This window comes from Nocardia sienata NBRC 100364, assembly GCF_001613205.1.
Classification (GTDB): Bacteria; Actinomycetota; Actinomycetes; order Mycobacteriales; family Mycobacteriaceae; genus Nocardia; species Nocardia sienata.
The window spans coordinates 1-25,511 of sequence record NZ_BDBX01000068.1; the positions used below are offsets into that span (position 1 = coordinate 1).

Consider the following 25,511-nt stretch of genomic DNA (forward strand, 5'->3'; position numbering starts at 1 on the left):
CGGCGCCAAAAACACAGCGCCTTCGCGAGCAGGCCCACGCCCTCGCCTTCGCGAGCAGGCCCACGCCCCTCGTGAGCATGCCTCTCCGATTCGTCAGCTCGCGTCTCGTCTTCGCCGCCGGCCCGCCCTCGACGCCTCTTCCATTCGGGTGGTGGTGTCGCAGACCCCCGGCCATCCGATGGCAATTCCCGGACCCATAAGCGCCCGACCATACCCTCCGGCCGAGAAATCGCATTTGTTCCTACTCGGTATGGTTCTGCTGTGGTTTCGACCGAGTCCGACGACGTTGTGCAGGATCGCCGTACCCGTTTGCTCGCGGCTGCCGCGATCACGCTGGGTCGGCTCTCCGATGTGCTGACGCCGCTCGGCGAGATGTTCGCCGCGCGTGGCTTCCAGCTGTATCTGGTCGGGGGAAGTGTGCGCGACGCGGTGCTGGGGCGGCTCGGGACGGATCTGGATTTCACCACCGACGCGCGGCCGGAGCAGGTACAGGAGATGCTGCGCGGGTGGGTGGACCAGCTGTGGGATACCGGGGGGCTGGCGTTCGGGACGGTAAGTGCTGCCAAGAACGGGCAGCAGTTGGAGATCACCACGTTCCGCAGCGACGTCTATGACCGGGTTTCACGCAATCCGCAGGTCGATTTCGGTGACACGCTGGAGGACGACCTCGTCCGGCGGGATTTCACGGTCAATGCGATGGCGGTCCGGATCGCGGCGGACGGTGCGCTGGAATTCGTGGATCCGCTGGACGGGATGGCGGCACTGCTGGCCGGTGAGCTGGATACCCCCGCGGCACCGGAGGACTCGTTCGGTGACGACCCGTTGCGGATGCTGCGCGCGGCGCGTTTCGTCTCGCAACTCGGTTTCGACGTGCATCCGCGGGTGCGGGCGGCGATCACCGAGATGGCCGCGGAGATCGACCGGATCACCGCGGAGCGGGTGCGGACCGAGCTGGACAAGCTGATCGGCGGCGCCCACCCGATCGACGGTATCAACATGATGTGTGAAACGGGCCTGGCTCAGCGGGTGCTGCCCGAGGTCCCGGCGATGAAGCTGGAGATCGATGAGCATCATCAGCACAAGGATGTCTACTGGCATTCGCTGACGGTGCTGGAACAGGCCATCGACCAGGAAGAGGGCGACCCCGATCTGGTGCTGCGCTGGGCGGCGCTGCTGCACGATATCGGGAAACCGGATACCAAACGCAACGAACCCGGCGGTGGGGTGAGCTTTCACCATCACGAGGTCGTGGGCGCGAAGATGGTGCGCAAACGGATGCGCGCGCTGAAGTATCCGAAACAGTTCACCGAGGATGTCGCACGGCTGGTCTTCCTGCATCTGCGGTTCCACGGCTACGGCAAAGGGCAGTGGACCGACTCCGCGGTTCGCCGCTACGTCACCGACGGCGGCGATTTGCTGCCTCGCCTGCACAAACTGGTGCGCGCCGACTGCACCACCCGCAACAAGCGCCGCGCGGCGGCGTTGCGGTCCACCTACGACGAGTTGGAGGCGCGGATCGCGCGGCTGCAGGAGCAGGAGGACCTGGCACGGGTCCGGCCGGATCTGGACGGCAACGCGATCATGGAACTACTGGGGTTGCCGCCGGGACCCGAGGTCGGGCGCGCCTGGCGTTATCTGAAGGAGCTGCGTCTCGATCGCGGACCGCTGACCCGGGACGAGGCCGAGGCGGCGCTCGAGCAGTGGTGGCAGACGCAGAAGTGAGCCGGCCGGTCAGAAAACGATCAGGGTGGTGCCGGCCACGATCGCCGAACGGATCTGGGCCAGGTCGAACGAGCCGCTGACCGGCGCGAGTTCTATCCGGAACCGCACCACGGCGTCCTCGCGGACGGCCCACCGCACCCGCGCGCCCCGGGGCAGCTCCCCCATCGGGATGGGGTTCATCGTGCGCCAGCGCCGGGGGACCGGCAGCCCGGCCCAGGTGGCGCGCCGGACCGCCAGGTGCAATACGTCCTCGGTGATCGAAGCATCCAGGTCGGCGGTGATCCGTTTGCGGTGGTGCACCGCGCGGATGAGTCCCTGTCCGGTCACCGAGAGTTCCCATTCCCGCTGCCGGCTCGCGAGCCACTCCACCACGGTGTCCAGGCCGACCGTGCCCTCGATATCCACCCGGTTGGCGCGGACTCGGGTCGGCACGCCCGGGACCAGCCGGACCTCGTGCGAGACAACGGTGACCTCGTCGATGGGCCGTTGGTCCCAGAGCAGTCCCCGCAGGACGGCTTTGGTCTGGAAATGCGCACCGCGCCGACGCACCTTCAGGAGCTCGAGGGTGCCGGTCAGCCGATGACCCAGCAGTGTCGCGCTGATCTCCTGTCCGCCGAACCGGCTCAGTATCCCTTCGCTGAGCACCGTGAGCAGCGTGTCCGGGAGCAGCGCGGTGACGGTACCGGCGCCGAGGTCTGCCATCGGTTCCATCCAGGCGGTGCTCAGGCTGATCCACTGTTCCAGCCGGGTCTGCTCGAACAGTCGTTTACCCAGGTCGACGGCCCGTAGCGCGGAGAACAGGGAGGCCGAGGGGGGATCGGAGTAGGCGGCCATGATCGTATTCGAGGGTACTGGTTCGGCGGGGTCCGGACCACGTGGAGTCGCGCGGGTCACCCGCCGTGTCGGGCCGCACGCAACTTCGCGGGGGCCGGATCACGACCCGCGTCGATCAATCGGCACGGATACCGTCCTGTTCGGGTAGGTTCGGTCCGGCAATGGGACTCGACCAGAGACTGCGAGAAGTTTTGATCGAGGTGGTGCCGGGCCGGCGGCCCGGCCGTGTTGTGCTCACGTTCCTCGGACTGGTACTTGCCGGGTATGTCGCCGTGCCGGTCCCCGTTCGCGCTGCGCCGTATCCGTGGGCGCCGCCGCCGGTGAACGATTGTGGCGAAACCGGTTTCGACCCGCTGGCCCGGGAACCCGATCCATCGGTCCCGCCCCCGCCGCCGGTGCCGCCGCAGATCGATATCCCGGTTCCGGTACCGCAATTGCAACCGGTGCCCGTCCCCGATCCGCTGCCGGACAACACCCGTATCGTTCCGGATCCGCTGCCCGCGGATCCGTGTCAGAACCCCTGTCCCGATATTCGCGACACGCCGAAACCGGTGGCGCCCGCGCCCGACGACCCGGCACCTGCTCCGGCCGCGCCGGGTGGCGGTTCGGCGACCGGTAGCGGTTGGGGTTCCTCCGGGTCCGCAACACCGTGGCGGCTACCCGAAGTCCGGGTGAAGCCGGAGATCGAACCGATCCCGTACCCGGTTCCCGGCGGTGAAGGCGTGCCGCCGCAACCGGCGCCGCCGCCGGTGGTACACCCGGCCGAACCGGGTCCGCTCGCGGCGCCGGTGGCGTTACCGCAGGTCGAGGCAGTGCGACTGGTCGAGCAGGTCACCGGGCACGGCTCGGCGAATCGCACCGATATGCGCTGGCAGGTCGACGGCACCGATCTCGGGCTGATGTGGGAGACCGAACCAGGCCGGATCGCCATGGTGTTCGGGGATACGTTCGGAAAGGGTTGGACGGCCGGTGTTGTGGGCGGCCCGGACTGGCGCAGCAATGTGCTGGCCTACAGCACCGACCGCGACCTCTCCGATGGTCTGACACTGGACACGATGGTGCAGGACAGCCGTTGCCACGCGGCCGAACTGCTGGGTAGTCGCAAGATCAAGAACTGGGAGACCACCACCATTCCGACCTCCGGATTCGCGCTCGGCGGGCGGCAGTACCTCAGCTTCATGTCGGTGAACCGCTGGAGCCGTATTCCGGGGATGTGGTGGACGAACTACGGCGGTATCGCCTACTCCGACGACGGCGGCAGCACCTGGGTCAAGGACCAGCACGCCCGCTGGGACAACCTGTTCGGGCTCGGCCGGTTCCAGGTGACGGCCATGGTGCCGCACGGCGACCACGTCTACATGTTCGGTACGCCCAACGGCCGGGTCGGGATGATCGGCCTGGCCCGGGTCCCGCAGGACGAGGTACTGAACAAGTCGGCGTACCAGTACTGGGTGGACGGTACCTGGGCGCCGGCGGCGGAGAACCAGGCGACGCCGCTGGTGGCCGGTATCGCCAGTGAGTTGTCGGTGCGGGTCGATCCGGGGACCGGGTACTGGCAGATGAGCTATCTGGATCCCGCACGCGGCGCGATCGTCCTGCGGACCGCCGCGGACCCACAGGGCAGCTGGTCAGAAGCGGTGCAGCTGGTGTCGACCACCGACTACCCGAAGGCCTACGGCGGTTTCCTCCACCCGTGGTCCACCTCGCGGGATCTGTATTTCGCGCTGTCGGAGTGGGATTCGTACAATGTGTATCTCCTGCACGCCCGGCTGGCACCACCGGACGAGCCGCCTGTTTCGTGAGGTCGGCGCGGCCGCCGGAATCAGCCGGTGCCCGCCGCGCGGCGGAACCGGATCGGTTGACCGGGCCGGGCCTGCGATACCCGGTCGATATCCGCGTCGGTGACCACCGCGATCACGGGGTAACCGCCGGTGATCGGGTGGTCGGCGAGGAAGACCACCGGTTGACCGCTGGGCGGAACCTGCACCGATCCGAGTGCCATCCCCTCGGTGGCGAGTTCGCCGGACGATTTCCGTTGCAGCGCAGGCCCGTCCACCCGGTCCAGGCGTGCCCCGACCCGGTCGGTATCCGCGCTCACCGACCAATGACCTGTGAACAGGGCCGCCGGGTCGGTGAACCAGTCGTCCCGCGGGCCGGGCACGGCGTGTATCTCCAGCGTTGCCTCTGGTCCGGGCAGTGGCGCCTGCTCGATATTCGGCCACACGCCGGGTGGTGGACCGATGGGGACAGTTCTGCCTTCGCGCAACGGAGGCGGGCCGATACCCGAGAGAGTGTCGTAACTGCGCGAGCCCAGTATCGGGGGGACGTCGATCCCCCCGCGTACCCCGATGTAGCTGCGTAGCCCGGTGCGTGTCGTGCCCAGCCGCAGGCGCTGCCCGGGCGCGAGGTGCAGCACGGCGGCGTGACCCACCGGAGTCCCGTCGAGGGTCGCGGGCGCGGGCGCTCCGGTAACCGCCACGAGCAGTGATGTTTCGGCGCGCAGGGTCAGGCCGCCGAGCAGGACTTCGATCCCGGCGAATCCTTCCGGGTTTCCCAGCAGGCGGTTCGCCAGCCGTAGCGCGCCGCGATCGGCGGCGCCCGACGGTCCGACGCCGGAATGGAACCATCCCGGGCGGCCCAGATCCTGGATGGTGGCGGCCGGACCGACTCGCTCGATCACCATCACGAGGCGGCGTCCACATCGACGAATCGCACCCGCGCACCGGCATGGACGAGAGCGGGTGGGTCTCGCTCGGTGTCCCACATGGTCAGCGCGGTGGTGCCGATGAGCTGCCAGCCACCCGGCGTCTCCCGCGGGTACACCGCCGACCAGCCTCCGGCCAGGCCCACCGACCCGGCCGGTATGCGGGTGCGCGCGGTATCACGGCGGGGAACGCTGCGCTGCCAGTCGGCGGCGGTGAGATAACCGAAGCCGGGCGCGAAGCCGACGAAAGCGCATTGCCAGGTCGCGGCGGTGTGCGCGGCGATCACCTGGTCCGGTCGCAGATCCAGTATCCCGGCCACGGTATCGAGATCGGGACCGTCGTAACGCACGGGGATACACACAGATTCGGTCGCGGGATCGCATGTTCCACGGGAAACATCGGATTGTCCCGCGCTCACCTCGGCGACGATTCGTTCCAGCTCATGACGCACCCGGGGCGCGCAGCGCACCGAATCCAGGGTCACCAGCACGGTTTCCGCGGCGGGCAGGATATCCACCACCCCGGCGACGGAACACCCGGCCAATTCCGCGACCAGCCGGCCGACCCGTTGCGGATCGTCCGGGGTGAGCAGGAAGGCCCGGTCGCCGGCACACCGTACCGCGGCCGCTTCCCGGATTCGTGGTGCTCCCGACACGTCACCTCACCCCGTTCCGTCGTTCAGGTGAACGACGCTACCGCTATCCCGGCGTCCGCGAGCGCGGCACGGATTCGCCGGGCCATCCGGACCGCGGCGGGGGTGTCGCCGTGTACACAGATACTGTCGGGCGAGACCGCCACGATCCCGCCGTCGCCCAGCACCCGGACGGTACCGTTCTCCGCCAGCGAGACCGCCTGGGCGACGGCCGCGTCGGTTCCGAGCACAGCACCCGGGGTTCCCCGCGCCGCGAGACCGCCCGCGGCGGTGTAGGCCCGGTCGGCGAAGCCCTCGCTCACGAACGGCGTCCCCGCGGCCTGCGCGGATTTCTCGAGATGTGTACCGGCGGGTCCGAGCAGGACGAGGTCGGGGTCGTAGTCCCGCAGACCCGCGAGCACGGCATCGGCGAGCGCCGCGTCAGCCGCGGCGGCGTGGTACAGCGCGCCGTGGGGTTTCACATACCGCACCCGGTCGCCTGCCGCCCGGGCGAAACCGTCCAGCGCGCCGATCTGGTACAGCGTTTCGTCCCGGAGGTCCGCCGGCGTTACCGCCATTGCCCGCCGGCCGAACCCCGCCAGGTCCCGGTAACCGATATGCGCCCCGATCCGGACCCCTTTCTCCACCGCCGTCGCGCAGGTACGCCGCATGATGGACGGATCGCCGGCATGGAAACCGCAGGCGATGTTCGCACTGGTCACGATATCGAGCATGGCGGCGTCCTCCCCCATACTCCACGCGCCGAACCCCTCACCGAGGTCACTGTTGAGGTCCAGACCCATGCCACACCCTCCTTCCGGTACTGCCTCCATTGTTCACACGGCGGGGTCGCCGTGCACCGCGCTCCGGACGGCCCGCCGGCCGAAGCGCCGATCGGTCTCGACCTCCCAGTTACGCGACACGCCGCTCGTCGAACCCGGCGCGGCACCGTGGGCCGCGCAGGTCGCGATGGCCGAGCCGGCTGCCCGGGAGCCACCGGCCCGGTGGTCGGCCGTACCGGCACCGGCACCGGTCACCGCTGTCGCGCGGTGTCCGGCCGAACCGGCCCGGCGACCCACTCCTGCCCGCGTCCGCGTCGCGCAATTTCGGCGTTGGCGGTCGAGCTCGCGGCCGCGCGGCTGCCCACGCTCGGTTCGGACGGGCTCACCGCGGGTCCGGCCGATCCGCTGCGGCTGCTGGTCGGTTGGTCGACGGCCGGCGGATCGGCAGCCCGCACTGCCGCTCCTCATCCGGTGGCGCCGGACGGTGGCCGAATCCTCCTGCGGTTGTTGAGCAGCACGGCGACAATGCCCGCCCCGTAGCAGCTCGTCCCCGCCAGCACCACGGCCGGTGATCTGCCATCGGCCGGGACGACCAGTGCCGTACCCGCGACTGCCAGGACGAACGCGATATTGAAGACCGTGTCCTGAAGGGCGAAAACCTGTCCCCGGCGGTCGTCGGGGATATCCATCTGCATGGCGGCGTCACCGGTGAGTTTGATGGTCTGCCCGGCCAGCCCGAGCAGGAACGCCCCGGCGAGCAGGAGCTGATGGGCGTGGTGCACGCTCTCGGCCGAGTGGGTGAGGGCGGTGGGCAGGACCAGCGCCGGCTGTACCGCGATCGCACCGGACAGAGCCAGCAGGACGGTCCGGGGGCGACCCAGGCGGGGAATGAGCAGTGGGGCGAGCAGCGCCGCCAGCAGCATTCCGGCGGCGGTGGCGGTGATCGCCACACCGAAGCCGATCAATCCACTGTCCACCACCGTGCCCTGGGACGGTGACTGCCGTAGCACCAGCACCATGACCAGCGTGTTGGCGCCGAATACGATCCGGTGGGTCCCGATACCGATCATCGCGGTGGACACATCGACCGAATGCCGGACCGCGCGTGCGCCGACCAGCAGGCCGGCGAGTACCGCGCGCACCGCGCCCGCGGCGTCGCCGGCCACGGATTCCGGGCCGAGGGTGCGCGGCCGGAATCCGGCCGTGAGCACCACTCCGGCCACCGATCCGGTCATACTCGCCGCCACGGCGACGGCCGATCCGGTATCGCCGGCGCCGATCGCGCCGATCACCGCCACCGCGGCTCCCGCGCCCCCGGCCGCGCACGCCGAGCCCACGGTCGCCAGTACGGAGTTGGCCGGCACCAGCCGGTGCTGTGCCAGCACCCGCGGCAGCGCCGCCGAGACACCGGCCGCGGTGAACCGGCTGATCCCGACCACCGCCAGCGCCAGTAGCAGTAGGAAACTCGCCCTGGCGCCGGCGAGCAGGCCCAGTGCCACCGCGGCGATCAACAGGCCGCGCACCAGGTTGGCGATCAGCAGGACCAGTCGCCTGTCCCAGCGGTCCAGCAGTGCGCCGGCGTACGGTCCGACCAGCGAATAGGGCAGCAGCAGTACCGCGAAACCGGCCGCGACCGCGAGCGGGTCGGTTTCCCGTTCCGGATTGAACAGGATCGCCCCGGACAGCGCGGCCTGGAACATGCCGTCACCGAACTGGCTTGTGAAGCGCACCAGGGTCAGCCGGACCGCGCCGGGGCTCTCGCTGATCGCGGCGCGTAACGCCGACAGATCGTGCCGCCGTCCGCCGCCTCCCGGTGTCCGGTCCGTGGTGCTGGGTCGGGGCGCAGAGCTGGACACCGCCGCGACGCTACCTGCCCCGCAGCCCGGGAGGTATCTCGGCCGGTCCGGGCACCCGCTCGGCGATCAGCAGATCGACGGCCTCGCGCATATCGGGCGCCATCGGCAGAGCGCCCAGCGCGCCGGCGTCTATCCAGGCGTAGTCGTCGTGCTCGGCGGGGTCCAGTGTTATCTCACCGGGTTCGGCTTCGGCCAGAAAACTGAATTTGCGCACCTTGGCCTTGGTGCGGGTGGCGTAGTCGAACCAGCCGAGGAAATCGGTGATGCGGCGGGCCACCAGGCCGGTTTCCTCCAGCAGCTCCCGCGCCACCCCCTCGGTGAGCGATTCGCCGGATTCGACCCCGCCACCGGGCAGCTCGTACATACCGCCGAGATAAGCGCCCGGCACCCGGCGCACGACCAGCAGCTTTCCGTCCCGGAACACTGCGACGCCGACGACCAGGTCGGTGACGCCGTCGCGCCGCGCGGCGGCACGCAACCGCTGCTCGGTCCGCGCGAGCGCTTCGGGGCGCATCCTTCACCTCCCGGTTCCCTACAGATCCATTTTCGTGAAACCTGTGCCATACCGCTATTACCGCGCCCGGTTGCTCACCGGCCGTTCATCCCGAGGTCGCTCGCGTAAAATGCCGAGAGCGGACAATCGACGAGGTCGTGGTATCGCCGCGGTACTACATACGGGAAAGGTAATTGTGCCCGAGCCGGAAAGGAGTCGCGCGATGTCCACGCTGCCGACGCCGCATATCGATGTGCACCGTGCGGGTGACCGTATGAAAACCCGCATTCCCTGGCTCGATTCCAAGCATTCGTTCTCCTTCGGCGCGCACTACGACCCCGAGAACACCCATCACGGTCTGTTACTGGTCAACAATGACGATATCGTTCTTCCGGGCCAGGGCTTCGATACCCATCCGCACCGCGATATGGAGATCGTCACGTGGGTACTCGAGGGTTCCCTGGTTCATCAGGATTCGCTCGGCCACAGCGGTGTCATATACCCGGGACTCGCGCAGCGGATGAGTGCCGGTACCGGAATCCGGCATTCGGAGAAAAACGATTCGTGGCGGATCGACGGCAGCCGTCCCGAACATGACGAGCCGGTGCATTTCGTGCAGATGTGGGTGCTACCCGACGAACCCGGGATCGAGCCGGGCTACCAGCAACTCGAAATCGACGACCAGCTGGCCGCGGGTGGTCTGGTGACCGTCGCGTCCGGGCTACCGCGGTACCGCGACCGTACCGCCATCGCCATCAACAGCTCGCACTCGGCGCTGCACGTGGCGAAGCTGGCGCCGGACACGCAGGCATCGGTGGAATTGCCCGAGGCGCCCTATGTCCACGCGTTCGTCGCCCGTGGCGCGGTCGAGATGGAGGGCGTGGGCCTGCTGGACGCGGGTGATGCGGTGCGCCTGACCTTTTCCGGCGGCCAGCGGCTGACCGCGCGGGAACCGGCGGAAGTGCTGATCTGGGAGATGCATGCCCGGCTCGGCGCCGGGTAACGTCCGAAAAGTCCGGATAAAGGGTCGACCCATCGGTGATCGACCCTCGACAATGATATGCGGACCGAGATCGCTCGAGCGTTACCGGCAGGGTCTCGACCAGCTCAGCTGAGGAGGAACGTATGTCCTACCCACCGCCGCCCGGCAACTATCCCGCGCCGGGGCCCTACCCCGGTGCCGGCGGGCAGCCCGAGTACTGGCAGGAATCGCCGAAGCGCAAGGGGATGGCGATCGCCGCGTTGGTCCTCGGCATCCTCGGCGTACTGAGCTTCTGGACGATTGTCGGCGGGATCCTCTTCGGGCTCATCGCGGTGATCCTCGGTGTGATCGCCCTGGTGAAGGCGAACCGCGGAACCGGCGGCGGCGGGGTGATGGCCGTGATCGGCCTGATCCTCGGCGTGCTCGCCCTCGCCGGGGTGATCGTCGTCGGGATCGTCGGCTGGGGTATCTGGTCGGATTCGGGTGGTCGCGATTTTGTCGATTGCGTCAGCAACGCAGGTGGTGACCAGAGTGCGGTGTCGCGGTGTGAGGACGAGTTCAACCAGCGCATCGAGGACCAGTACGGGGTGACCATCGCTCCGCCGGAGCCCACCAACTGATCGATCGGGCCGGTCCGGTACACCGCTCGGACCGGCCCGGCACCGGCATACTGGATTCTGTGACTTCCGACGTGACCAGCCCCTCCGGTATCGATCTGACCCATCTCGACCCGGCCGTCCGGGTACAGGACGACCTGTTCACGCACGTCAACGGCGCCTGGCTGGCCGGATACGAGATCCCGGCCGACCGGGCGGTCGACGGCGCGTTCCGCACGCTGTTCGACCGGGCGGAGCTCGATGTCCAGGAGATCATCCGCAATGCCACGGGTGAGCCCGGCAGCGATGCCCGCAAGATCGCCGACCTCTACGCCTCCTTCATGGACACCGACGCGGTCGAGTCCGTGGGCCTGACTCCCATCGTCGAAGAACTCGCCGCGCTCGCCCGGACCACCGACCGGGGTGAGTTCGCGGGGCTGCTGGGCCGGCTGCAGCGGGTCGGCGTATCCGGTGCGGTCGCCGTCTACGTCGATACCGACGACAAGAACTCCCAGCGCTACCTCGTCTACGCGACGCAGTCCGGGATCGGCCTGCCCGACGAATCCTACTACCGTTCCGACGACTACGCCGAGGTGCGCGAGCGCTATATCGCGCATATCGACCGGATGTTCGCACTGGTGGCGGCCGATCCGCGGATCGCGGAGCTGCTGCCCGCGGGCCCGGTGGGTAGCCGCGTCTTCGAGCTCGAACGCAAACTCGCGGCCGGGCACTGGGATGTGGTGCGCCGTCGTGACGCCGAATTGAGCTACAACCTCACCACTTTCGCCGACCTGGCGGCCGCGCATCCGGAATTCGACTGGACCGCCTGGGCCGACGGTCTCGCCGAGGGTGTCGAGGGTGACGGCCCGGATCTGCTGGCCGAGCTGGTGGTCCGGCAACCCGACTTCCTCCGGACCTTCGCGCAGCTGTGGGCTGCCGAATCGGTCGAGGAATGGCAGCTGTGGGCGCAGTGGCGGGTGCTACGGTCCCGCGCGCCTTACCTCACCGAGGCAGTGGTGGAGGAGAGTTTCGATTTCTACGGCCGCACGCTGACCGGCGCCCAGGAGAACCGGGAGCGGTGGAAGCGTGGGGTGTCGCTGGTGCAGGACCTGCTCGGCGAAGCCGTCGGCAAATTGTATGTGGCGCAGCATTTCCCGCCCGAGGCCAAGGCGGCGATGGTGCGGCTGGTGGAGAACCTGCGTGAGGCCTACCGCCGCAACATCACCGAGCTGGAGTGGATGAGCCCGGCGACGCGGCAGGCGGCGCTGGCGAAACTGGACAAGTTCACGCCCAAGATCGGTTACCCCGAGCGCTGGCGCGACTACTCCGCCTTCACCGTCGCACCGGCCGACCTGGTCGGCAACTACCGCCGCGGCTACGCCGTCGACCACGACCGGGACCTGAACAAGCTCGGCGGCCCGGTGGACCGGGACGAATGGTTCATGACCCCGCAGACCGTGAACGCCTACTACAACCCGGGAATGAACGAGATCGTCTTCCCGGCCGCCATCCTGCAGCCGCCCTTCTTCGATATGAACGCCGACGACGCCGCCAACTACGGTGGCATCGGTGCGGTGATCGGGCACGAGATCGGGCACGGTTTCGACGATCAGGGCGCCAAATACGACGGCGACGGCAATATGGTCGACTGGTGGACCGATACCGATCGCGCCGAGTTCGGTAAGCGCACGCGAGCGTTGATCGACCAGTACGACGTGCTCTCCCCCGCCGATCTGTCCGACGAGCACACCGTGAACGGTGAGTTCACGATCGGCGAGAACATCGGCGATCTGGGCGGGCTCTCCATCGCGCTGGAGGCGTATCGGATCTCGCTGAACGGGCAGGAAGCCCCGGTGATCGACGGCCTGACCGGGCTGCAGCGAGTGTTCTTCGGCTGGGCGCAGGTCTGGCGGACCAAAGCGCGGCCGGAGGAAGCGATCCGCCGGCTCGCGGTCGACCCGCATTCGCCCGCGGAATTCCGCTGCAACGCGGTGGTCCGCAATATCGACGCCTTCCACGAGGCGTTCGACCTGACCCCCGACGACGCCCTCTACCTGGCGCCCGAGGAGCGGGTCAAGATCTGGTGACCGTAACGACGTGACCCCGCCCGGAGCACCGGGCGGGGTCACGTTCTGTCCTGTTGTTTCCGAGGGGCCTCGCCGCCGGAGGCGGCGCCGAAATCTAATTCCAGTCGCCGAGACCGTCGCCGGCGTTGAGGGTGCCGCCCTGGGTGTTCTGCACGATGACCGCGTCACCCTTCTTGACGTTCTCGTAGAACCACTTGGCGTCCTCGGTGCTCACATTGAGGCAGCCGTGGCTGGTGTTCGCATAGCCCTGTGATCCGACCGACCACGGTGCGGCGTGTACGAAGATCCCGCTGTTGGAGATACGCGTCGCGTATTCGACATCGAGTTTGTAGCCCTCGGGGGCGTCGATCGGGACCCCGTAGGTCGAGGAGTCCATGACCATTTCACGCCGCTGCTCGCCGACGATATAGGTGCCGTTGGGCGTTTCGTGGTCGACCTTGCCCATCGAGGTCGGCATGGTGCGCACCACTTCGCCGTTACGGGTCACGGTGATCATCTTGGTGTTGTCGTCGGCGGTGGCGATCACCGCGTCGCCGACGTGGAAGGCGCTGCGGCTACCGCCGGCCTCGACCACGACGTCGGTCTGCGCGGGCCAGAACTCGCTGGGCCGCCAGCGCACCTGCTTATCGCTCCACCAGTAGAAATGACCGGGTACGTCGGTCGAAGAAGTGATCTTGATGGCACGCTCGGCAGCGGCCCGATCGTCGACCGGATCCTTGAAGTTGATGATGATCGGCTGCGCGATGCCGACCTCTTCGCCTTCGGAGGGGTTGATCGCCGGGGGCGCGAAGTTGGCCGCGGGCGGTGCGGGTTCGACGGCGCCCGCCGCCGACCCGGAAGGCAGGCTCGGCAGCGCGTAGACCGGCGCCGTGGCCACCGTGGTGGCTGCGGCGATAGCGGCCGTCAACAGGACACCCTGCCGAAGCCGCCGCTGAGCACGGCGACCGGTCGGCAGCGACCCGGTGTTGTCGAAGACATGCATAAGAGTGTTCGTCCGTCCATTCGACTCTGGAGCGCACGCGGCCGGTGGGCCGCCGATGCGTCCTTCGGAGCACCCCGGCGAGTGTTCGCGGAGTTCTGTGGAGCCCCTCCACGACCGTCCGGCCCGTGGGCGTCTGGTCGTCCGCGCGCCACCGGTCGTAGAGTTGTGGAGCGGTCCCGACGGGCTGTTGCGCATCGCGGAAGCTCGCCGGCATCCGGCTGATGCTCTTCCGCTCCGACTTCCTTCGTACTGCCTTTACGAAGTCGTGACCAGTCCGGATTTCCGTTACATAGCCGTTATGCATGACCGGTGTGTCGTACCACGCTCCCCCGGCGTGGCATACCCCGGGCCGCAGGATGCCCGGTGGGCCGGGGATTCCTGTTCGGACGGTGTCTCCGGGCGCGCGGAGGGTGATCTGCGTTACCAAACCTTCCGATGAGATATGTCACGTCACCCGGCTGCCTCCGTGCTGCGGTCGTCGGCGGGTCCGTCGCGACTCCCCGTGGGCGGCGTCATCGGAGTCGACGCTCGGCCCGGCCATGGTGTATTCATGGCGTGATATTGCTGGCGGAGCTGTAGTGAGGCGCGGATTCGATGCGGGGGCAGAGTTCGGCATCACAGCGGGAGGACTGTGCGTGTCTGGTTGGGCATCATCTCGATTGTCGGTCGCGATCGCCGGGGCCGCGGTGGCGGCCGGCCTGGCGGTCGCGGGCTGTAGTTCCACCATCGAGGGCCGGGCGCAGCCGGTGATGGAGACCGGCACGGTGGATGCGGTGGACGTGACCGGTACCCCGGGCTCCGGCGATACCTCGCCGACCACCACCTCCAGCGCGCCGACCACCACTCCGGAAGCCGGCGATGTCAGTTTCGACGCCGAGATCGGCGACTGCGTGACGCTCGGTGGCACCACCACCGACGCCAGTATCGAAGAGGCGTCCTGCGGCAGCAACGAGTCCAACTACAAGGTGATCGGCAAGGCCGAGCAGAGCAGCCAGTGTGTCGGCGATGCCGACAACTACTACGCCGAGAGCCGCAATGGTATCGAGATGGGCGCGCTGTGCCTGGATATCGACTGGGTGGTCGGCGGCTGCATGGATGTGGGCGGCGGGACCACCGGCCCCGAACGTATCGATTGCACCGAGACCTCGGCCGCGGACGGGGTGAAGGTCGTCGCGATCGAGCAGGGCGCCACGGATGTCAACGCGTGCGGCGCGGGCAGCTCCGGATACGTGTACCCGGAGCGCCGCTTCGTGGTGTGCGTCGACGAACTCTGACAGCGTGTCCGATAACTCGTGTGGATTACCGGACACCGCCCTTCCCGGGCGTCCTCGGTTCACACCCTGACCAGGGAATCAACCGTGGTTTCCGCGTCGTCCGGGCCGGTTGCACCGGCACCCGCAGGGTGCCGGTCAGTGCCTTCCCGCCGGCGGACATTGGTAACCCGGCCCCCTGCTCGGAGGTTCGGGGATTCTGACACGTCTCCATTGCCGGCCCAGGCGGCGAGGTTGACCGCGGCATTCAGATCCCGATCCGCCCGTACCCACACCCACAGGTGAACACCCGATCCGCCAACGTGAGACCCGCGTTCACCGCACCCCGGGCCACCGACACAAACCCCGCCGCCGACCGTGGGCCGGGACAGCAGCAACATCGACAAGGCCCAAGGACCGCAGTTCCCGGACACGTTCTGAGGTAATCGGTCCCCGCGGATTGCGCGAGTGGACACGCCCGAGAGCGGATAGAAGAACGAGGCGGACACCGGAGGTGCCCGCCTCGTTCTTTTTGTCCGGTAGCCCCTAGATGGGCCGGTAGCCGGCTCCGATGCTGTTGCGACTGTCGATATCGCCCATGATGGTCGTCATATTGGTGCCGACCTCGGGGCCGAAGCAGGCGATCGCCAGGTAGGCGTTCACCATGCCGACCAGGGTGGAACCGACGACGACCGGGGCGCCGGAGTCGCCTTCCATCACACACATCTGCGACCAGGTCTCCATATTGCTGGCGAAGACGTCGCCGTAGGCGAGACCGCAGGTGTTGCCGGTGGTGCGGCCTTCCTTGCAGACGATATTGGGGAACTGGGCCGGTGCGCCGACCCCGGTGATGCTCAGGTTGCCGATGCGGTTGACCGGGGTGACCCGGCCCGGATCGAACTCGAGTACTGCGTAGTCCAGGTCCTGGTTGGAGTAGACGAACCGGCCGAGGGCCCCGGCGCCCGGGTCTTGTTCCGCATACACCTCGTGCCCAGGGGTTCCGCAGTGTCCCGCGGTGATGCCGACCAGTCTGCCGGCACCGTCGCGACCGATCGTGGTGAGCGTGCACTGGATCGCATATTCGGACATCTGGCCGGACTCGGAGGAGATGATGAGCCCTGAGCCACCACCGAGTACAGGCCGGGCGGGGTCGGCGGCTGCCGTCCCCGTGCCGAGTAGCGCCGTACTCAGCGCGACGGCGAAGACGGCACTGGCCGCCTGGGCGAGTTTCCTGAACATATCCCTCCAGACCTTGAAGCCGCACGATATCAATGTGTGGCACCTCATCGTGGCAGCAAAAGCCCCGATGCGCGCCCCGAGTAGCCGTTACCCGCGAGTTCCGTTGTGTAACAGAGGGGTTCGGCTATTCGGTCGTGCATTCGACCGGGATACTCCGCGTGCGGCACGCACCGCACGAACTCCGGCCACGATAACCCTGGGAAGAATAGCCGAACGCTATTAATTGTCCCGGATTTGAGCGCGCGGGTCGAGTAACGGTCGAATCTCCGCAGTGCCGCGAAAGGGTTAATTTCCCGGAATACTCTCCGTTATTTAAGTGAACCATCATTCGCATCGGTTCTCGCGGTCTTCGCGACATTCGGGGCCGGTCAGCGGTATGTTCTTCCGGTGCCGCGGAACTCTCATTGGGATACACACCAAGGAACGTGTGATAACTCGGTGGTCACGCCACAAAGTGATGAACATCTGTGACCGCGGTCTCGCGCCTATGGTGTGTTCCGCACTACTACGTAGTAAGGTGCCTCAAGCAAACCAGCCGTCGGGGTAGGTAACCGACGTCGAGAGGGGTTAGTCAGTGCAGTCGACCAAGAGTCCACCAACAGGTTCTCGGTTGAGCGGGGCGGTCGAGTGGACGCGGGACTACTGGCGCGACCATCCCCGACGTTCCTTGGAGACGCTCGGCCGGCAGATGACCATGGGTGTCGAAGCGGTCTCCGAACTCGTGGTCAGTATCTTCCGCGGCCGGTTCCCTCTCGACGAGTTCATCCGGCAGTGCGCCTTCATGGCGAGCGTCGCCGCGGCGCCCACACTGCTCGTCGCGATTCCGATCGGTGTCATCGTATCCATCCAGGTCGGCGCGGTCGCACAGCAGGTCGGCGCCACCTCGTTCATCGGCGCGGCCAACGGCCTGGGCATCATCCAGCAGGGCGCCCCCCTGGTCACCGTGCTGATGATCGCGGGCGCAGTCGGTTCCGCGATCTGCGCCGATCTCGGCTCCCGGACCATTCGCGAAGAAATCGACGCCATGAAAGTCATGGGCGTCGATCCGCTGCGGAGGCTCGTCGCGCCGCGACTCGGCGCCGCAATGCTGGTCAGCGTGCTGCTCTGCGGTTTCGTGGTCTTCGTCGGATTTCTGACCGGATACATTTTCAATATTTTCGCCCAGGGCGGCACCCCGGGTTCCTATATCGCGACCTTCGCCTCGTTCGCGATAACGCTGGACCTGCTTGTCGCGCTGGTGAAATCGCTGTTGTTCGGTCTGCTCGCGGCAATCATCGCCTGTGATACCGGATTGAACACCCGCGGTGGTCCGGGCGGTGTCGCCAACTCGGTGAATACCGCCGTTGTCATGTCCGCGGTGATGTTGTTCGGAGTGAATGTGATCTTCACCCAGGTGTACAACACTTTGTTCCCCCCGCAGGTGGTGTGAGCCGGTGTCCGCAACCTATGTGCCCCCGCTACTCAAACCGCTGCAGCAACTGCGAAAAGCGGCCGGCGCGCCGGTCGATATGCTGGCCCGCCTCGGGCACCAAGTGTTCTTTTTCCTGCGCTCGGTCGGCTCGATGCCGCTGGCGTTCAAGCAGTACCCCAAAGAAGTCTGGCGCCTGCTCTCGGATGTCACCTGGGGCAACGGCAATCTCATCGTCGGCGGCGGAACGATCGGCGTCGTACTCATTCTGAGCGCCTTCGGCGGAATGACCGTGGCCATCCAGGGCCACACCTCGCTCGATCTGCTCGGGCTCAGTCCGATCACCGGCGCTATCTCGGCGTTCGCCACCACCCGTGAACTCGGTCCGCTGCTCGCCGCACTGGCCTTCGCGGCCCAGGCGGGCTGCCGGTTCACCGCTCAACTCGGCGCCATGCGAATCTCGGAGGAGATCGACGCGCTGGAGTCGGTGGCCATCCGCCCGCTGCCCTACCTGGTGAGCACCCGGATGATCGCCGCGATGATCACCATCCTGCCGCTGTACTGCCTGGGTCTGGCGATGGCCTACATCTCCTGCTCGCTGACCGTGCAGCTCATCGGCGGTACCGCCAGCGGTACCTACCAGCACTACTTCTATCAGTTCCTGATTCCGACGGACGTGCTGTACTCGCTGCTCAAAGCGATTGTCTTCGTCGCCATCACCACGTTCATCCAGTGCTACTACGGCTTCTTCGCCTCCGGTGGCCCCGAGGGCGTCGGTGTGGCGGCCGGTCGCGCGATCAAGATGTGCATCATCGCCACCGTTTTCGTGGACCTCTTCATGACCTTGGCCATTTGGGGTGTCAACCCCGGCATCCGGATCTCGGGGTAGGCAATGATCATCGATCCCAGTGGGCGCGGGCCCACGATGAAGCAGTTGCTGATCGCGGGCGTGTGCGGCCTGATCGTCTTCGCGGTCGTGCTCGGCTTCCTGATGGCCCGATACCAGGGCTATTTCGTGGAAAAAGTAAAGGTGACGGCCAACCTCACCACCACCGGTGACGGGCTGCCCGAACAAGCCGACGTCAAGTTCCGTGGCGTACTGGTCGGCGCGGTCAAGGATGTCTCGGTGGCCGCCCAGGGCGAGCTGCAGCAGGTGAACATCGAGCTGAAGCCCGAATTCGCCGACGGTATCCCGGCCACGGTCACCGCCCGGGTGGTGCCCAGCAACCTGTTCGCCGTCACCTCGGTGGAACTGGTCTACAACGGGCCGAGCCCGGACCATCTCGACGAGGGCTCGACCATCGAGGAAGACCGCAGCCAGGGCACCATCGCCCTGCAGGACACCCTGACCACGGTGCAGAACATCCTCGACGCCATCGATCCCATGCAGTTCGGCCGGGTCCTGGGCACCCTGTCCTACGCGCTGGACGGCAGCGGCCGGATGCCCGGGTCGACCATCGAACGGATCGACCGCTGGGTGACCTCGGTGGACGAGTCGATTCCCGATCTCGGTGTATTCCTCGGCGATCTCTCGGGTTCGGTGCACGCACTCAACGAATCGGCGCCGGAACTCATGGACGTCCTGGCCTCGTCCGTCCAGACCGCGAGCACGATCGCCGACCGGCGCGAGGAACTGGTGAATGTGATCACCGGCGCCAGCAGTATGGCCGACCAGATCAACGATCTGTTCGCCCGGAACCCGAATGTCGGTAAAGAGCTCACCGTCGGGATGAACCAGACCTTCGGCGCGCTGGCCGCGAACCCGTCGTCGATCACCAACGCCATCAGTAACCTGAACAACTCGTCGCGCAAGCTGAGCACGGTGTTCACCTGGGGCCCGCAGCGGCAGATGGTTTGGAACGCGGGTGTCACCTTCACTCCGTTCAACCCCAACACCGTGGCGGACTGCCCGCGCTACGGCGATCTGGCCGGCCCGAGCTGCTTCACCGCCCCCGCGGTCGCGGATCCGGGCTACCTTCCCGAGCAGGTGAAACCGCGCCGGCTCCCCGCCGCCGACGGGCTGCCGGTGCTGCCGCCGCTGCCCGGTCTGCCGCAGATCCCGGGTGTCACCACCGAGGCCGGCGCGCCCGCGCCGACGGCGCAGGCGCCGGGCAACAACCCGTTCGCCGGAACGCCGCTGGAAGGGCTTTTCCCGCAGGGATTCCCGCAGCTTCCGGGGCTGCCCGGCGCGCCGGCTCCGGCTCCGGCCGCGCAGCCCGGTGAGCAGCCGCAGAACCCGCCGGCCCAGCCGGGTGCGCCCGCACCGGCCGCGGACAACGGCACCCCGGGGACCGGCGTGGTGCCCGCGGCCGCACCGATCACCTACGAGGGCGACGCCGCGGTGGAGACGCTGCTGGGTCGCAAGCCGTCCTCGATGGAGTACTTGATGCTGAGTTCGATTCTGGAAGGCGGAACCCTGCGTGTGACCGAGGAGGCCGCCTCGTGAGGGGAGTTCGCAAACCGCTGATCGGGTTCGGCCTGTTCGCGGTGGTATCCGTGCTGGTCACGGTGCTGGTGTGGAATACGCTGGCCCGGACGGTCGACGGTGGTACGAAATCGTATTCCGCGGTGTTCACCGATGTACTGGGTCTGCGCGAGGGCGACGACGTCCGGATGGCGGGCGTGCGGGTGGGCAAGGTCCAGAAGATCGAGGTCACCGACGACCACAATGCCAAGGTCAGCTTTATCGTCCAGGACGATCAGACGCTCTTCGGCAACACCAAGGCGCTGGTGCGCTACCAGAACCTGATCGGCCAGCGCTATGTCGCGCTGGCGCCGGGCTCCGGTGGCGATGCGACCGAGCTGCCCGAGGACGGCACCATCTCGTTGGACCGCACCGAGCCGTCCTTCGATATCTCGGCGCTGCTCAACGGCTTCCAGCCGCTGTTCGAGGTGCTCGAGCCCGCGCAGGTGAACCGGCTCTCGGAAACCTTCATCCTGGCGTTGCAGGGCGATCGGGTGTCGCTGAGCTCGTTCATCACCCAGGCCGCCACCATGGCAGGCGATTTCCAGCGGCGTGACGCCATCCTCAGCGATGTGATCACCAACCTCAGCGGTGTGATGGCCGGTCTGGCCAAACGAGGGGACGAATTGGAGACGCTGATAACCCAGACGCGGGCCCTGATCGGCGGCTTGTACGAGCAGGGCCGGCAACTGCTCGGCTCGACCGAGCAGATCGCGGGCGCGACCACGGCTCTCGTCGGCATGGTGGGCAATATCCAGCCCAAGCTGGAGGCCGTCCAGAATTCGACACGTGACGCTTTGACCCTGTTCCTGGCCAACGGCGCCAAACTGGATCAGGCCGCGATCGACCTCCCATCCATCCTCGCCGACGCCGGGCGCTTCACCTCCGAGGGCGCGTACGCCAACGCCTACATCTGCCGACTGGATGTATCGCTCTACGGTGTGCTCTTCCCGCGCGGGCTGTTCTCCCAGATCGGCGGCAATTCGCAATCGGCGGTGTGCCGGCCATGATGACGAAACTCAAAACCTGGTTCAACAACAATCGGTACTTCGGCCTCGGCATCATCGGCGTCGTCGTCGTCGGTGTGCTGGTATTGGCGTCGAGCGGATTCCGCAATCTCGGGATCGGTGAACAGTCCATCGAGGCCGAATTCGTACAGTCCGCCGGTATCACCGTCGGGGACAAGGTGGATGTCGCCGGGGTGCCGGTGGGCCGGGTCGCGGCCGCCGAACTCGAGGGCGATCACGTACTGCTGACCCTGCAGGTCAGCAATGACGTGAAGCTCGGACCCGATGCCCGGGCCTCTATCAAGATGGCGACCCTGCTCGGCGCCCGCTATGTGGATCTGGATCCCGGTGACGGTTCCGGCCTGCCCGACGACCGGATCCCCAAGACCAATACCGCGGTCCCCTACGACCTCGCCGATGTGGTCACCAAGGGCACTCCGGAGTTCCAGGAACTCGATCCCGGCAAACTGGCCGAATCACTGAACCTGTTCAACGAGCAGTTGAAGGGGTCGCCGGAACTGGTCGTCCAGTCACTGGACAGTATCGGCGCCCTGGCCAAGGTGATCGACCAGCGCAAGGACGATGTCTCGCAGTTGCTCTCCGATCTCGACCGGGTGACCACCATCCTGGCCGACAACCGCAACAGCGCGCTGCTGATCATCACCCAGGGCGAGGCCATCGCCTCGCGGGTGGTGGAACGGCAGCAGCTGCTGCGGACCCTGCTCGACAATGTGGCCACGCTGACCGCGCAGTTGCAGGCGATCGGTGCCCAGAACAACAACCAGTTCAGCACCACGCTCGACCAGCTGAACGTCATGGCAACGGGCCTGCAGAAGAACAAGGACAACCTGGACCGGCTGCTGTCGATCATGCCGCCGTCGGTGCGCTACCTGGCCAATGCGTGGGGTAACGGCAACTACGCCGAGGTCGGTATTCCGTGGCTGTTCCCGGACAACTGGTTGTGCTTCGCCGAAGTCGCCGAGGGGTGCCAGGGATGAGCAAGAACAAGATCGGGATCGTGAAGCGAACCGCCCAGGCGCTGGTCATCGGCGTATCGGCGGTCGCGCTCGGCAGCTGCTCGGTGGTGAACAGCGTGACCGGCGGGGATATCGAGATCACCGCCGACTTCGAGAACATCGCCGGCATGTTCGAGGGTAACCCGATCACCGTGCTCGGGCTCGAGGTCGGCAAGGTCGACAAGATCGTGCCGCACGGTGATCTGGTCGAGGTCCATATGACCATCGACGGCGATGTACAGATCCCGAAGAACGCGATGGCGGTGGTGGTCTCGCCCTCCATCGTCACCGACCGGCATATCGAGATGACCCCCCGCTACGTCGAGGGGGACACCCTCGAAGACGGCGATCACCTGCCGCTGGAACGCACCGATGTCCCGGTGGAACTGGACACGATGCTCAAGACCATCGACAAGTTCGCCGATGCGCTCAAACCCCAGGAGGGGCAGGAAGGTGTCGGCCCGCTCTCCGGCCGGGTGCTGTACCCGATGCTCAACGGCCAGGGCGCGAAAATGCGCGACACCCTCAACGCGCTGTCGAGCGCGCTTAAGGTCGGTGTCGACAACAAGGATCACATCTCCAACATCATCATCAAGCTCAACGAGCTGACCACGATGCTGGCCGAGAACGACCAGGCCGTCCGCGATTTCAGCAACCAGGCCACCCAGATGACCACCATGCTGGCCGAACAGGCGCCGGGCCTGCAGGCCACCCTGCAGCAGCTCTACGACTTCCTGAACAACACCAGTTCGGTCTTCGCGCAGCATCAGGATCAGCTGGTGGACACGCTGAACCGGATGAACACCGTGATCGAGCAGCTGCGGGCCAACGCGCACGGGGTCACCGAGGTGGTCGACGTCGCGCCGATGCTGCTGCAGAGTATCCACCGGTCGATGAACTACGAACAGGGCTACGTCCGGCTGCACGCGCTGATCGGCACGAACCTCGCGAACGGTGAGCTCATCAGCCTGTTCTGCGAACGGATACAGATGAAGTCCGACGGCTGCCGCACCGGCCGGCCCGAAGATTTCGGACCCGACTTCGGACTCACCGCCGCACTGCTGGGACTGACGAAATGATGCGAACGATCCGCCGGGCCCGCCGTGCCATGGCCGCCCTCACCGCGGCCGGGACGGTGGTGCTGGCCTCCGGATGCGGTCTGACCGTGGAGGACATCCCGCTGCCGAAACCCGGTATCGGCGGTGACACCTTCACGCTGCGGGCGGTGTTCGAGAACGCGCTGAACCTGCCCGACCAGGCCAAGGTGAAGATCGGTGGGTCCGATGTCGGTGTGGTCACCAATATCGAGACCAAGAACTTCCAGGCCGTCGTCGATATGGAGATCCGCAAAGATATCGACCTCCCGGAGGGCACCACCGCCGAACTGCGCCAGGCCACCCCACTCGGCGACGTGTTCATCGCGGTCTCCAAACCGCCCACCGAACAGGGCAGCCGGTTGCTCACCGACGGCGATACGCTGCCCATCGAGAAGACCTCGGCGGGCGCGACCGTGGAGGAACTGCTGCTGTCGGTATCGCTGATGTTCAACGGCGGCGGTATCGCCCATCTGACCCGGCTGGGCACCGAACTGGACTCGATCGTCGGCGGTCGCAGCGATCAGCTGGTGCATCTGGTCAACGAGATCACCGGCGTGGTCTCGAGTATCAATGCCAACTCCGCGCAGATCGACAGCGTGCTCGGCGAATTCAACGTCCTGGCCGATACTCTCGATGCCCGCCGTAACGACCTCGGCCAGGTGGCAGACACCCTGCCGGACATGATCGGAGCGGTCGCGGAGAACAACCGGGCGCTCGGGGATCTGCTGGGCAAGATCGCGACCACCAGCGCGGCGCTCGGCGATTACGCGAACACCACCGGTGGTGATCTGGCCGGGACGCTGGACAATCTGAACAACCTGATGGCGGCGCTCGCGGCCACCGGCGACAACTTCGGCGCGCTGATGGACGCCCTGCACGAGCTGAAAGGCCCGGTCAACGCCACCTTCCGCGGTAGCAGCCTGGCCGCCCAGGTCAATGTCACCAATCTGGATATCGCCATGCTGACCGCGCCCGGCACCAGCCATTTCTACGACGGGCGCGATCTGCAGGACTTCGCGGGCAGCCTGATCCAGATCCTCCAGGTTGTGCAGTACCGCGTGGGAGGCCAGTGATGTTGTCCAAGAACAAGATCCTGCTGTCCAATATCGGACTGGTGCTGGCGCTGCTGATCGGCGGCACCTATCTGCTGGTCAATGTCATGCGGGTCAATCCGCTGCGCAGTACCTACACCGTTGTCGTGAACCTCGACCGGTCCGGTGGGCTGCAGCCCGGCAACGATGTCACCCTGCGTGGTTTCCGGATCGGTGAGGTCAGCGACCTCGAACTCGTCGACAATGGCGCCGGTATCCAGGCCAAGGCCGAGATCGATTCCCGCTACGACATCCCGGTGGATACGAAGGTCGCCGTACAGGCGTTGTCGGGCGCCGGTGAGCAGTACATAGACTTCCGGCCGGCCGGTGACCAGGGCCCGTACCTGACCGACGGTTCGGCGATCACTTTCGATGCCGAGCGGGTGAGCACCCCGGTCCCGATCTCAGCGGTGCTGGAGAATTCCAGCGATCTCATCGCCCAGGTGGACCCGGAACATTTCGCGGTAATCCTCAACGAGCTCGATACCGCGCTCAGCGGCGGGCCCGATCAGCTGCGTTCGCTGATCGAAGGGGTCAGCCTGGTCACCGCGGGTATGGATTCGCTGCTCCCGCAGACCACGCACCTGATCGCCAATCTGCGCACCATCGCGGGCACCACCTCGCAGGCCCAGCCCGATCTGGGCACGTTGACGGCCAATTCACGGGTGCTGTTCGATCAGTTCAACAAGGCCAACGCCGAACTGATCAAGGTGCTCGATCAGGCGCCGGGACAGTTCGCGAGCGTCACCGCCACGCTGGACAGCACCAGTGATCCGATCACCGCGCTGGCCGGCAATTTCCTCGCGCTCACCCGGGCGGCGCAGCTGCGTACCCCCGCGCTGGCGGCGCTGTTCCCGGCACTCGAGCTCGGTGGTGCCGCGCTCGGCGTCCCCGCCCACGACAACGAGTTCCACACCATCCTCGATATCTGGTTCCGGCCGTACTGCCAGTACCAGTCCACCCCGATGAAGACCCAGGTGGTCCAGGACGGCACCATCCCGAAGTGGAACTACTGCGACAGCCCCGGACCGGGTGAGCAGATCCGTGGCGCGGTGAACGCACCGCGACCGAACATCCCGAACAACGGCGCGACGATCCCGCCGGGGGTGGATCCGAACGAACGTACGCTGCCGCCCGTGCGGTAGGAGGACCGGTCGCCGCGCGCAGGGTGCGACGGTGCATACTCTCGCAGAGATGCCCGCCACACCCGGCGGTCGTTTTCGACCGGTAGATTACGGCGCGTTTCCCAGCCGCGCCGGGAAGGTGTGA

22 protein-coding genes are annotated in these 25,511 nt (G+C 66.9%); 14 read left to right on the plus strand and 8 right to left on the minus strand.

Translation table 11 applies throughout. The features are described 5' to 3' along the window. Positions 1-261: 261 nt before the first annotated feature. Positions 262-1,722, plus strand: a complete 1,461-nt coding sequence (locus tag NS4_RS28565) for a CCA tRNA nucleotidyltransferase (protein ID WP_063062591.1) — start codon at positions 262-264, stop codon at positions 1,720-1,722. A 9-nt stretch (positions 1,723-1,731) separates the two neighbouring features. Here NS4_RS28565 and NS4_RS28570 read toward each other — a convergent pair whose 3' ends face one another. Next, the gene (locus tag NS4_RS28570) at positions 1,732-2,556 is read right to left on the minus strand and encodes a hypothetical protein (protein WP_063062592.1); all 825 of its coding nucleotides are present in this window, start codon (positions 2,554-2,556) and stop codon (positions 1,732-1,734) included. Positions 2,557-2,717: 161 nt separating this feature from the next. Here NS4_RS28570 and NS4_RS28575 point away from each other — a divergent pair, with 161 nt between their 5' ends. Continuing rightward, positions 2,718-4,358, plus strand: a complete 1,641-nt coding sequence (locus NS4_RS28575) for a glycoside hydrolase family 183 protein (protein ID WP_084487813.1) — start codon at positions 2,718-2,720, stop codon at positions 4,356-4,358. 20 nt (positions 4,359-4,378) lie between these two features. Here the strand turns inward: NS4_RS28575 and NS4_RS28580 are convergent, their stop codons facing one another. The 5 genes from NS4_RS28580 to NS4_RS28610 all read right to left on the minus strand — a co-directional run bounded on the left by NS4_RS28580 (position 4,379) and on the right by NS4_RS28610 (position 9,044). Continuing rightward, complete coding sequence (locus tag NS4_RS28580) at positions 4,379-5,239, minus strand: 5-oxoprolinase subunit C family protein (RefSeq protein ID WP_084487814.1); 861 nt, start codon at positions 5,237-5,239, stop codon at positions 4,379-4,381. Continuing rightward, positions 5,239-5,916 carry a 5-oxoprolinase subunit B family protein gene (locus NS4_RS28585; RefSeq protein ID WP_174552156.1) on the minus strand — a complete coding sequence of 226 codons (678 nt, stop codon included), beginning with the start codon at positions 5,914-5,916 and terminating at the stop codon, positions 5,239-5,241. Before NS4_RS28585 ends, NS4_RS28580 begins: the two co-directional genes overlap by 1 nt. A 23-nt stretch (positions 5,917-5,939) precedes the next feature. Beyond that, the gene (locus NS4_RS28590; RefSeq protein ID WP_157106306.1) at positions 5,940-6,695 is read right to left on the minus strand and encodes a LamB/YcsF family protein; all 756 of its coding nucleotides are present in this window, start codon (positions 6,693-6,695) and stop codon (positions 5,940-5,942) included. A 443-nt stretch (positions 6,696-7,138) separates the two neighbouring features. Beyond that, a complete protein-coding gene (locus tag NS4_RS28605; protein ID WP_439955820.1) occupies positions 7,139-8,530 on the minus strand; it encodes an MFS transporter in 1,392 nt (463 codons plus the stop codon). Positions 8,531-8,540: 10 nt separating this feature from the next. After that, positions 8,541-9,044, minus strand: a complete 504-nt coding sequence (locus NS4_RS28610; protein WP_063062596.1) for an NUDIX hydrolase — start codon at positions 9,042-9,044, stop codon at positions 8,541-8,543. A 202-nt stretch (positions 9,045-9,246) separates the two neighbouring features. Between NS4_RS28610 and NS4_RS28615 the strand changes: the two genes are divergently transcribed. The 3 genes from NS4_RS28615 (at position 9,247) to NS4_RS28625 (ending at position 12,688) form a co-directional block, all read left to right on the plus strand. Then, positions 9,247-10,026, plus strand: coding sequence for a pirin family protein (locus NS4_RS28615; protein ID WP_063062597.1), 780 nt, complete (start codon positions 9,247-9,249; stop codon positions 10,024-10,026). A 122-nt stretch (positions 10,027-10,148) separates the two neighbouring features. Then, the gene (locus tag NS4_RS28620) at positions 10,149-10,625 is read left to right on the plus strand and encodes a DUF4190 domain-containing protein (RefSeq protein ID WP_063062598.1); all 477 of its coding nucleotides are present in this window, start codon (positions 10,149-10,151) and stop codon (positions 10,623-10,625) included. A 59-nt stretch (positions 10,626-10,684) separates the two neighbouring features. After that, the gene (locus tag NS4_RS28625) at positions 10,685-12,688 is read left to right on the plus strand and encodes a M13 family metallopeptidase (protein WP_063062599.1); all 2,004 of its coding nucleotides are present in this window, start codon (positions 10,685-10,687) and stop codon (positions 12,686-12,688) included. A gap of 94 nt (positions 12,689-12,782) precedes the next feature. Here the strand turns inward: NS4_RS28625 and NS4_RS28630 are convergent, their stop codons facing one another. Further along, positions 12,783-13,670, minus strand: a complete 888-nt coding sequence (locus tag NS4_RS28630; protein WP_063062600.1) for a L,D-transpeptidase — start codon at positions 13,668-13,670, stop codon at positions 12,783-12,785. A 635-nt stretch (positions 13,671-14,305) separates the two neighbouring features. Between NS4_RS28630 and lppU the strand changes: the two genes are divergently transcribed. After that, positions 14,306-14,944, plus strand: coding sequence for an LppU family putative lipoprotein (lppU, locus tag NS4_RS28635; protein ID WP_084487815.1), 639 nt, complete (start codon positions 14,306-14,308; stop codon positions 14,942-14,944). A gap of 522 nt (positions 14,945-15,466) precedes the next feature. On the opposite strand, the gene NS4_RS28640 is transcribed toward lppU, so the two are convergent. Further along, positions 15,467-16,159 (minus strand): chymotrypsin family serine protease, encoded by a 693-nt coding sequence (locus tag NS4_RS28640; RefSeq protein WP_063062602.1) that lies wholly within the window; start codon positions 16,157-16,159, stop codon positions 15,467-15,469. A 610-nt stretch (positions 16,160-16,769) separates the two neighbouring features. Between NS4_RS28640 and NS4_RS28645 the strand changes: the two genes are divergently transcribed. The 8 genes from NS4_RS28645 to NS4_RS28680 are packed head-to-tail and all read left to right on the plus strand — an operon-like array spanning position 16,770 to position 25,387. Continuing rightward, the gene (locus NS4_RS28645) at positions 16,770-17,588 is read left to right on the plus strand and encodes an MlaE family ABC transporter permease (protein ID WP_030524481.1); all 819 of its coding nucleotides are present in this window, start codon (positions 16,770-16,772) and stop codon (positions 17,586-17,588) included. A gap of 4 nt (positions 17,589-17,592) precedes the next feature. Next, positions 17,593-18,456, plus strand: a complete 864-nt coding sequence (locus NS4_RS28650) for an ABC transporter permease (RefSeq protein WP_063062603.1) — start codon at positions 17,593-17,595, stop codon at positions 18,454-18,456. Between the two features lie 3 nt (positions 18,457-18,459). Beyond that, positions 18,460-20,013 carry an MlaD family protein gene (locus tag NS4_RS28655; RefSeq protein WP_063062604.1) on the plus strand — a complete coding sequence of 518 codons (1,554 nt, stop codon included), beginning with the start codon at positions 18,460-18,462 and terminating at the stop codon, positions 20,011-20,013. Further along, the gene (locus tag NS4_RS28660) at positions 20,010-21,041 is read left to right on the plus strand and encodes an MCE family protein (RefSeq protein WP_063062605.1); all 1,032 of its coding nucleotides are present in this window, start codon (positions 20,010-20,012) and stop codon (positions 21,039-21,041) included. Before NS4_RS28655 ends, NS4_RS28660 begins: the two co-directional genes overlap by 4 nt. Beyond that, the gene (locus NS4_RS28665; RefSeq protein WP_063062620.1) at positions 21,041-22,036 is read left to right on the plus strand and encodes an MCE family protein; all 996 of its coding nucleotides are present in this window, start codon (positions 21,041-21,043) and stop codon (positions 22,034-22,036) included. Before NS4_RS28660 ends, NS4_RS28665 begins: the two co-directional genes overlap by 1 nt. After that, positions 22,033-23,133 carry an MCE family protein gene (locus NS4_RS28670; protein WP_063062606.1) on the plus strand — a complete coding sequence of 367 codons (1,101 nt, stop codon included), beginning with the start codon at positions 22,033-22,035 and terminating at the stop codon, positions 23,131-23,133. Before NS4_RS28665 ends, NS4_RS28670 begins: the two co-directional genes overlap by 4 nt. After that, entirely contained in the window at positions 23,130-24,224 is a 1,095-nt protein-coding gene (locus NS4_RS28675) for an MCE family protein (protein WP_245665815.1), read from the plus strand. The genes NS4_RS28670 and NS4_RS28675 overlap by 4 nt, the downstream gene beginning before the upstream one ends. Further along, positions 24,224-25,387 carry an MlaD family protein gene (locus NS4_RS28680; RefSeq protein ID WP_063062607.1) on the plus strand — a complete coding sequence of 388 codons (1,164 nt, stop codon included), beginning with the start codon at positions 24,224-24,226 and terminating at the stop codon, positions 25,385-25,387. The genes NS4_RS28675 and NS4_RS28680 overlap by 1 nt, the downstream gene beginning before the upstream one ends. Positions 25,388-25,511: the final 124 nt, after the last annotated feature.

What these genes read in the sequence shown, in the direction of transcription:
- NS4_RS28570 (WP_063062592.1), bottom strand. Translation starts at nt 2,556, where the DNA reads ATGGCCGCCTACTCCGATCCCCCCTCGGCCTCCCTGTTCTCCGCGCTA.
- NS4_RS28575 (WP_084487813.1), top strand. Translation starts at nt 2,718, where the DNA reads ATGGGACTCGACCAGAGACTGCGAGAAGTTTTGATCGAGGTGGTGCCG.
- NS4_RS28580 (WP_084487814.1), bottom strand. Translation starts at nt 5,239, where the DNA reads ATGGTGATCGAGCGAGTCGGTCCGGCCGCCACCATCCAGGATCTGGGC.
- NS4_RS28590 (WP_157106306.1), bottom strand. Translation starts at nt 6,695, where the DNA reads ATGGGTCTGGACCTCAACAGTGACCTCGGTGAGGGGTTCGGCGCGTGG.
- NS4_RS28610 (WP_063062596.1), bottom strand. Translation starts at nt 9,044, where the DNA reads ATGCGCCCCGAAGCGCTCGCGCGGACCGAGCAGCGGTTGCGTGCCGCC.
- NS4_RS28615 (WP_063062597.1), top strand. Translation starts at nt 9,247, where the DNA reads ATGTCCACGCTGCCGACGCCGCATATCGATGTGCACCGTGCGGGTGAC.
- NS4_RS28620 (WP_063062598.1), top strand. Translation starts at nt 10,149, where the DNA reads ATGTCCTACCCACCGCCGCCCGGCAACTATCCCGCGCCGGGGCCCTAC.
- NS4_RS28630 (WP_063062600.1), bottom strand. Translation starts at nt 13,670, where the DNA reads ATGCATGTCTTCGACAACACCGGGTCGCTGCCGACCGGTCGCCGTGCT.
- NS4_RS28640 (WP_063062602.1), bottom strand. Translation starts at nt 16,159, where the DNA reads ATGTTCAGGAAACTCGCCCAGGCGGCCAGTGCCGTCTTCGCCGTCGCG.
- NS4_RS28655 (WP_063062604.1), top strand. Translation starts at nt 18,460, where the DNA reads ATGATCATCGATCCCAGTGGGCGCGGGCCCACGATGAAGCAGTTGCTG.
- NS4_RS28665 (WP_063062620.1), top strand. Translation starts at nt 21,041, where the DNA reads ATGACGAAACTCAAAACCTGGTTCAACAACAATCGGTACTTCGGCCTC.
- NS4_RS28670 (WP_063062606.1), top strand. Translation starts at nt 22,033, where the DNA reads ATGAGCAAGAACAAGATCGGGATCGTGAAGCGAACCGCCCAGGCGCTG.
- NS4_RS28675 (WP_245665815.1), top strand. Translation starts at nt 23,130, where the DNA reads ATGATGCGAACGATCCGCCGGGCCCGCCGTGCCATGGCCGCCCTCACC.
- NS4_RS28680 (WP_063062607.1), top strand. Translation starts at nt 24,224, where the DNA reads ATGTTGTCCAAGAACAAGATCCTGCTGTCCAATATCGGACTGGTGCTG.